This window comes from Maricaulis sp., assembly GCF_030149515.1.
Taxonomy (GTDB): Bacteria; Pseudomonadota; Alphaproteobacteria; order Caulobacterales; family Maricaulaceae; genus Maricaulis.
Genome location: NZ_JASBRI010000005.1, coordinates 1 through 7,577, shown reverse-complemented (window position 1 = coordinate 7,577; position 7,577 = coordinate 1). Strand labels below are relative to the sequence as shown.

The following is a 7,577-nucleotide window of genomic DNA, read 5'->3' as shown; positions in this document are numbered from 1 at the left end:
GGTGAAAACGCCATCACGACATCTTCCCCTCATCGGGTCGGACGCCATCATGACGCGTCCTGTCCCAGGGCTTGAACCGACCAACCACAAGGTCAGATCAGTCTCGCTCTGTCTCACGCAGGGCCCAAATTGGATTAAGGCAGAACCTGAAAAGGCCCCGCCCCCTGAGATCTCGGACAGGCCGATCTTCATCCAAACCGCGGATTGAAGACCGGATCAGCCCGGCCGGATAAAGCCTGCCGGGCTGAAACTCAAGTCTTTTACGCCGAAAGGGCGTCAGACATATCGATTTTCACACCCGGCCCCATCGTGGAGCTGAGCGCGATGCGCTTGATATAAGTACCTTTTGCGCCGGTCGGCTTGGCCTTGACGATAGCGCCGATCAGGGCACGCACATTCTCCGCCAGCTGCTGCTCGGTGAAGCTCGCCTTGCCGACACCGGCATGGACGATGCCCGCCTTCTCGACGCGGAATTCGACCGCACCGCCCTTGGAGGCATTCACCGCCTTGGTGACGTCCATGGTCACGGTGCCGACCTTCGGGTTCGGCATCATGCCGCGCGGACCCAGGATCTTACCCAGACGGCCGACCAGCGGCATCATGTCGGGGGTCGCGATGACCTTGTCGAAATTGATGTTGCCGCCCTGGATCTGTTCCATCAGATCCTCGGCACCCACAACATCGGCACCAGCCTTCGTTGCCTCATCGGCCTTCGGCCCCTTCGCGAACACTGCGACACGGACCGTGCGGCCCGTTCCGTTCGGCAGCTCGCAAACGCCACGGACCATCTGGTCGGCATGGCGCGGATCGACACCCAGATTGATGGCCAGCTCGACGGTCTCGTCGAACTTCGCCTTGGCATTGGCCTTCACGTGCTTGACCGCCTCGTCAACGGTGTAGAGCCGATCGCGGTCGATGGTTTCCCGTGCAGCCACGAGACGCTTTCCGATAGTCGCCATGATCCCTACTCCGTCACTTCCAGGCCCATGGAACGCGCGGAACCGGCGATGATCTTGGTCGCCTGGTCGAGGTCGTTCGCATTGAGGTCTTTGAACTTCGCTTCCGCGATTTCGCGGCACTGCGCCATCGTGACGGTACCGGCCGAAGCCTGGCCCGGAGTCTGGCTGCCCTTCTGGATCTTTGCCGCCTTCTTCAGATAGAAGCTCGCCGGCGGGGTGGCGATCTGGAAGGTGAAGGACTTGTCGGAGAAGACAGTGATGGTGGTCGGGATCGGCATCCCCTTTTCCATCTCCTGGGTCTTCGCGTTGAAGGCCTTGCAGAATTCCATGATATTAACGCCGCGCTGACCCAGGGCCGGGCCGATCGGCGGGGACGGGTTTGCAGCACCCGCAGGCACTTGCAGCTTGATATAGCCGTCAATTTTTTTGGCCATGTTCCCACTCCATTGTCAGGACCGCGCCTATCGCGGCCCCTCGGGGTTTGCGGTACGGCCCGGCATGGACTTTTTGCCGTCGCCTCCCGCAGCTCATACGCGCTAGCTGGTCTTTTCCACCTGCGAGTATTCCAGCTCGACCGGGGTCGCCCGGCCGAAGATGTTGATTGCCACCTTCAGGCGGCCGTTGTCGTGATCGACCTCTTCCACAACGCCGTTGAAGCTCTGGAAGTGACCGTCGATCACGTTCACGGTCTCGCCGATCTCGTAGGTCACAGTCGGACGCGGACGCTCCGCATCCTCCTCCATCTGACCCAGGATCCGCTTGACCTCATTCTCCGACACCGGGATCGGCTTCTTGCCGGACCCCAGGAAACCGGTGACCTTCGGCGTCGACGTCACCAGGTGATAGGCCTGATCCGTCATGTCCATTTTCACCAGGACATAGCCCGGGAAATATTTGCGCTCGGCATTGACCTTGCGGCCCTTGCGCACTTCGACCACATCCTCGGTCGGCACGAGAATCTCTTCGAACTTGTCCTCGAGCCCCTGAATCGCGGCTTCGGTCTTGATGGCCTCGGCGACCTTCTTCTCGAAGTTCGAATAGGCATGCACGATATACCACTTGGCAGACATACAAGCCTCCTCTAGGCGCCCAGGCTCAACAGGAACTGGACGGTCGTGCGGATCACCCAGTCGACGCCCCAGAAGAACAGCATGGCGATGGTCGACAGGATCAGTACAAGGATCGTCGACACGATCAGCTCCTGCCGGCCGGTCCATGTCACCTTGCGGGCTTCCTGGCGCACCTGTGCCAAGTACTGGAACGGGCCAGTACGGCGCTTTCTCGGCGCTGCCGTGTCAGCCTTGGCCTGCGCCGGCGTCTTATTCTTCGCGTTTCGCGTCATTCAATTCCATCTGGCCCGGCAGGGCCCTGTTTGCAATCGGCTTCGACGTTGTCGCCCAGCCCAATTCCGTCAGAACGGCATGGCAGGGGCGGAGGGACTCGAACCCCCGACCCTCGGTTTTGGAGACCGATGCTCTACCAACTGAGCTACACCCCTATGCCGCGCACGCGGATTAGCACGGTGGCAAGGCTACCGCCACATCCGAAGCGCAGCTGTCTACAATGCCTCGACAGCAAAGAAAACCGGCTTCTGCAAAAAAATGCCGTAGACCGATTTTCCGTTTCAGCACACCAGGCCTATGCGAGCTCGTTCTCGCTCAGCCCGGCGGCCAGCAAGGCGTGACGCAACGGCTCTAGCTGACGTCCATAGGGCCGCCAGCGGCCCGACGCACTGCGATAGAGCGGGCGACGCACTTGCCAGTAGCTCGCAGTCCTTACGGTCTGGGGCCGTTCGTGAAAATCTAGGCACGCAGCGTCCCACTCCAGGTCCAGAAAGCCGAACAGGCTTCGCAGGGAGGTTTGGGGATCGACCACAAAGTGATCATAGTCGAGGTCGAAAATACTGTCCGGCCAGAGCCGTTTCCAATGCGCCATCAGGCGCCGGTACTGGCCGAAATAGTGACCGATCGCCGCAAGATCGCTGGAATAGCCGGCGACGCGCTGGTCAAGATGCTGGAAATAGACGGACAGGCCGGTATCCAGCGGATGACGCACGGTATGGACGATTTTCGCCCCCGGAAACAGACGCTTGATAAGGCCGATCAGCAGGAAGTTGTCCGGCCGTTTGTCGATCACGATCCCGCCGGCAGCGGCGGCCTCGGGGAAGAGTGCCTCCAGATGCGCCTGATAGCCTCGTGCAAACTCCGACGCCCGAACATCGTCCAGCGCCGCCAACGTTGCGGGGAAAGGCGACAGCGCCGTCGCCGCAAGGCGTGGCAGATAAGCCAGTTCGCCGCCGGCCGTAACCGTGTCATGAGCCGCTAGGACGCGTTCGATCAGGGTCGACCCGGACCGGAAGAGCCCGCAAATGAAGACAGGCTGTAGCGCGCCTCGCTCCTCAGGCACCGCTCGACGGGCAGGCGCCTGTGTCGCTGCGATCAACGCCTCGACAAAGCGTTCGGTGCGAGCCGGATCGTAGGCCGGTCCGCCCTGCCGGGCCAGGCTGTTGGCCGTATCGATGGCGGCAAAGGCGCGTTCGGGCTCACCCGCGGCATCCAGCGCGCGCCCGAGTGCGAACGCCGCATTGGCCCGGGTCTGGACCGGCAGGCCGGCGTCTTCGATCGCCTCCTTCAGGCGCAACAGGACACGCTCGTCCGCATAGGCAGGTTCGGCAAGATGGCTGATCCGGGACAGCGCCTCCGTACCCAGTTCGCGTTCGCCGGGCGTTGCGCCGGCCCGGCCGGCCTTCTCCGCCAGGATGGTGTACTGCGCCAGAGCCTCGTCACGTTCGCCGCGTTCCTCGTGCAGATTGCCAAGATTGAGCCGCGCCGGACCATATTCGGGATCGGCGGCCAGCGCCGCCTCCAGCGCCGCCTTCGCCTCGCCGTCGCGCTGAAGATCGTCCGACAGGATCACGGCCCGGTTGAGATGCACCTCCTGAGGATCGCGAATACCGTTCGCCAGCGCCCCATTATAGGCCTCCAGCGCGTCCTGCGGCTGACCGGCCTGACGCAGCAGGAGAGCCAGGTCGAACCAGTAGTCCGTGAGATCGGGCCGCAGGCGGAGGATGTCCCGATAGATCCCGATCGTCTCCTGCATACGGCCGGCACGGCGCTGCACGGCGGCCTCGCGGATCAGGGCATCAACATCGCCGGTCCGGCGGGTCGTATTGTCGGTCATTTCGGCTCCTGCCCACGCTGGCGACGCGATAGTGCGCGGGCGCCACGGGGCCGATCAAGCCGCAGCCGCAGGCGCCGGGCTCCCACAAAAGAAAAGCGGCGGGCACAAGGCCCGCCGCTTCCCGATAGTCGCGATGATATCCGATTAGTAGCGGATATTGATCGACGCGTGGAGGAAACGACCGTTTTGGTCGTAGCCGCCCGGCGCGTTGGCGTTCAGCGACAGGGTGGAACCAACGAGCGGCGGCTCGCGGTCCATCAGGTTGTTCACACCGACGGTCAGGGTGGCGTTCTCGCGAACGTCGAACACACCCGTCAGATCGATGTAGCCGTGGGCCGGCAGCTGGCCGCCCTTGCCGACCAGGATCTGGTCCGTGGATCCGGCTGCACCGTTGGTCTCGGTGTAGTCCATCGAACCCACATGGCGCCAGCGCAGGGAGCCCTGCCACCAGGTGCCCTGGGAGTAGGTGAAGCGCATCGTGTGGCGCCATTCCGGCGTCTGGCACGACGGGTTGATCACGCCGGCGCAGTCGTAGGTCGCGTCCTGATTGACGCCCGGAAGCGGCTCGATCTCCTGCTCGAGGGCAATGGAGCCCACGAAGTTGATGCCGAGATCGCCACCGAACAGATCCATCGAGTAGTCAGCGGCAATATCGATACCCTGCCAGGACAGGTTACCGAAGTTGTCCGAGAGGTTCTCGACATGGCCCGACGTAGCCAGGCTCGAACCCAGCCACAGGTCGCCCGTGGTCGCGTTACGATTGACCTTGTCGCAGAGGAACGGATCGCCGGTCAGGGCGCAGAAGCGCAGGATCGTGGCGGCACCGATGGAACCGATGCGTTCTTCGATCGCGATGTTGTAGTAGTCGACCGAGACCGAGAGATTGTCCACCGGGTTGGCGATGAAACCGAAGGTCCAGGTATCGGCCACCTCAGGATCCAGGTTCGGGTTACCACCCGAGAACTGGTTGTACTGAGCAGCCGGGCTGGCCTGGATGTTGCCGTACTGGGCCGCGGAGACACCGGTATTGGCGCACTGCGCCGCGGTGAATTCCGGGGTCGTGCCGGCACACGGATCGTCACCGCCCCACAGGGACAGCTGCTGGTCGGCGAACAGCTCACCGACGTTCGCGGCCCGGATGGCGCGGTTGAAACCACCACGCAGACGGACCATTTCGATCGGATCCCAAGTCGCCGCGATCTTGTACGAGTTCACACCGCCCGACGTGTTGTAGTTCGAGTAGCGATAGCCGAACTCGGCATTGAGGTTGGCGAAGAGCGGCACACCGCCCTCGAAGTAGATCTCGGTCACGTCATAGCCACCGGAGATCGGCGGACGCGGACCGCCAAGGCCCGTGAACGCGCCTTCGGCCATGTTCGTGTCCGAACGCACTTCGTAGTTGGAACGACGCCATTCGGCACCGGCCACCAGCGAGACCGACTGGGATGCACCCGGCATCACAATACCGGTATCGCCGGTCAGATAACCGCCGACCTGGAACAGCTCGGTACGGCCCTGACGCATGCCGGTACCACCCAGAGCGGCTGCGGCTTCTTCCGTCACACCGCCCGGAACCCAGACGTTGTAGGGAATACAACCGGCAGACGAACCAGCCGGGCACTGCAGCAGCGCATCTTCCAGACGGTTGGTCAGGAAGTCGTTCCGGTTGGCTTCGCCGGAGTTGTTGATACCCAGCATGAACGAGGTGTTGTAGGCCCAGTTCTGGTTCAGGTCGCCTTCGGAACCCAGCACGACGCGGTAGGACGTGGAGTCGATGTCGGCCACGCGCGGGCCGCCTTCGACGTTACGCTTACCGACATAAATGCCAACCGGGTCGGCCGGATCGAGGCCGAGATCGGCACAGGCCGAACCCAGCAGCGGATCCGTACAACCCAGCTCCAGGAAGTTCACGAAGAACGTACCGGACTGGGCGATCTGGACCGACGTGTTCGTGTTGGCGAACATGAAGTCCATGTACGGGCGGAATTGCGGGCTGATCTCGTAATTGAAGAAGGCACCCGCCGTCCAGCGCTCGTCAGGACGCTGGTAGTGGTTGATCGGCGCGTAGTTGTAGAGTTCGCCGACACCGGGAGCCCACGTGCCCGAGGTATCGAAGTGGGCAAAGCCGACCAGATCCGGGTGCAGCAGGAAGAAGTTCGGGTTCGGCGCGGTCGAGGAACCGCCGCAGACCGTACCGCCCTGGTTCAGTGCGCACGAGGAATAGTCGCGGGCGCCCTGCAGCAGCTCTTCGTTCTTGCGGTAGGTGAAGTAACCCGACGCATGACCGCGGCCGCCGGCGAAGCCGGAACCGATGGCGAAGTCGAAATTGTAGGTCCGGCCGTCGATACCCGAATTACCCGTGGGGTAATCGAACGAACGGTCGTCCAGAAGACCCTGGACATAGTCGTTCTGGTTGTTGTGCTGGTAACCCGACGCACCGGCGGTGATGGACACGCCTTCGAAGTTGCGGTCGAGGATGAAGTTCACAACACCGGCCATAGCGTCCGAGCCGTACACGGCGGAAGCACCACCGGTCAGCACTTCGACGCGCTGGATCATACCCGCCGGGATCTGGTTCAGGTCGGGAGCCTGGGAACGAATACCGCCCGGCTGCAGACGCTGACCGTTCACCAGGACCAGGGTCCGGTTGGTGCCGAGACCGCGCAGGTCGGCGGTGGCGAAACCGGTGGTCGGGTTGACGGTGAAGGAGTCGAAGCTGGGCGCCAGCTGCGGCAGAGTGTTCAGCAGGTCTTCAACGCGAGTCGTACCGGAGAGCGCAAACTCTTCGGCATCGACCTGGGTGACCGGGCTGGCTGCAACGAGGTTGGCATTACGGATCCGCGAACCCGTGATGACAATGGTTTCTTCTTCAGAAGACTCATCGTCCTGAGCCATCGCCGGGCTGACAGTCGCCAGACCACCGATGAGCGTGCTCGCCATAAGGCAAGCCTTGAAAACATTCCGTCTCACTCTTTTATCCCTCCGAGTAGGAAACGACTTTAGGGAAGAAATCGCCCCGATTTCTTGGCGTCGAAATCCTTCCCCCTCGACGGAGCTCACGATTCCCCGCCTTGGATGCAAGGTACCCATGCAAATTACGATGGGTCAATGACACACCACTGTCACAGGAGGCCGGGGCAATCATTTGGGCCGCACTGTTGCCCAATTGCAGCAGAACATTGGCTGCGCGGGGTTAGGCAGACGAAAAAGGCGGCCAAAACAAAAGCGGCGCACCGGGGGTGCGCCGCTTCATATCGTTTCGTCCGGGGCCAGGCCCCGCCGTTATCGCGGACAGACTACTCGATGATTTTGGAGACGACGCCGGCACCGACGGTGCGGCCGCCTTCGCGGATGGCGAAGCGCAGCTTCTCTTCCATCGCGATCGGCGTGATCAGCTCCACATTCATCTCCACATTGTCGCCCGGCATCACCATTTCC

General features: G+C 62.4%; 6 protein-coding genes, 1 tRNA gene and 1 pseudogene. All 8 read right to left on the bottom strand.

What is annotated here, in order from left to right; genetic code table 11:
- Positions 1-260: 260 nt before the first annotated feature.
- Positions 261-959 carry a 50S ribosomal protein L1 gene (gene rplA, locus Q1U94_RS02915; protein WP_300541762.1) on the bottom strand — a complete coding sequence of 233 codons (699 nt, stop codon included), beginning with the start codon at positions 957-959 and terminating at the stop codon, positions 261-263.
- 5 nt (positions 960-964) lie between these two features.
- Positions 965-1,393 (bottom strand): 50S ribosomal protein L11, encoded by a 429-nt coding sequence (gene rplK, locus Q1U94_RS02910; RefSeq protein WP_300541760.1) that lies wholly within the window; start codon positions 1,391-1,393, stop codon positions 965-967.
- Positions 1,394-1,495: 102 nt separating this feature from the next.
- The gene (gene nusG / locus Q1U94_RS02905) at positions 1,496-2,029 is read right to left on the bottom strand and encodes a transcription termination/antitermination protein NusG (protein WP_300541758.1); all 534 of its coding nucleotides are present in this window, start codon (positions 2,027-2,029) and stop codon (positions 1,496-1,498) included.
- Between the two features lie 11 nt (positions 2,030-2,040).
- Positions 2,041-2,301 carry a preprotein translocase subunit SecE gene (secE, locus tag Q1U94_RS02900; RefSeq protein WP_300541756.1) on the bottom strand — a complete coding sequence of 87 codons (261 nt, stop codon included), beginning with the start codon at positions 2,299-2,301 and terminating at the stop codon, positions 2,041-2,043.
- Between the two features lie 80 nt (positions 2,302-2,381).
- Positions 2,382-2,457 (bottom strand) — tRNA-Trp (locus Q1U94_RS02895).
- A gap of 140 nt (positions 2,458-2,597) precedes the next feature.
- Entirely contained in the window at positions 2,598-4,139 is a 1,542-nt protein-coding gene (locus tag Q1U94_RS02890) for a sulfotransferase (RefSeq protein WP_300541754.1), read from the bottom strand.
- 144 nt (positions 4,140-4,283) lie between these two features.
- Entirely contained in the window at positions 4,284-7,079 is a 2,796-nt protein-coding gene (locus Q1U94_RS02885) for a TonB-dependent receptor (RefSeq protein ID WP_300541752.1), read from the bottom strand.
- A 356-nt stretch (positions 7,080-7,435) separates the two neighbouring features.
- Positions 7,436-7,577, bottom strand: a pseudogene (gene tuf, locus Q1U94_RS02880) (elongation factor Tu); the annotation flags it as partial.

Bases quoted from the DNA above. Each gene is read 5' to 3' on its own strand.
- Q1U94_RS02890 (WP_300541754.1), bottom strand. From the start codon at position 4,139: ATGACCGACAATACGACCCGCCGGACCGGCGATGTTGATGCCCTGATC.
- secE (WP_300541756.1), bottom strand. From the start codon at position 2,301: ATGACGCGAAACGCGAAGAATAAGACGCCGGCGCAGGCCAAGGCTGAC.
- rplA (WP_300541762.1), bottom strand. From the start codon at position 959: ATGGCGACTATCGGAAAGCGTCTCGTGGCTGCACGGGAAACCATCGAC.
- nusG (WP_300541758.1), bottom strand. From the start codon at position 2,029: ATGTCTGCCAAGTGGTATATCGTGCATGCCTATTCGAACTTCGAGAAG.
- Q1U94_RS02885 (WP_300541752.1), bottom strand. From the start codon at position 7,079: ATGGCGAGCACGCTCATCGGTGGTCTGGCGACTGTCAGCCCGGCGATG.
- rplK (WP_300541760.1), bottom strand. From the start codon at position 1,393: ATGGCCAAAAAAATTGACGGCTATATCAAGCTGCAAGTGCCTGCGGGT.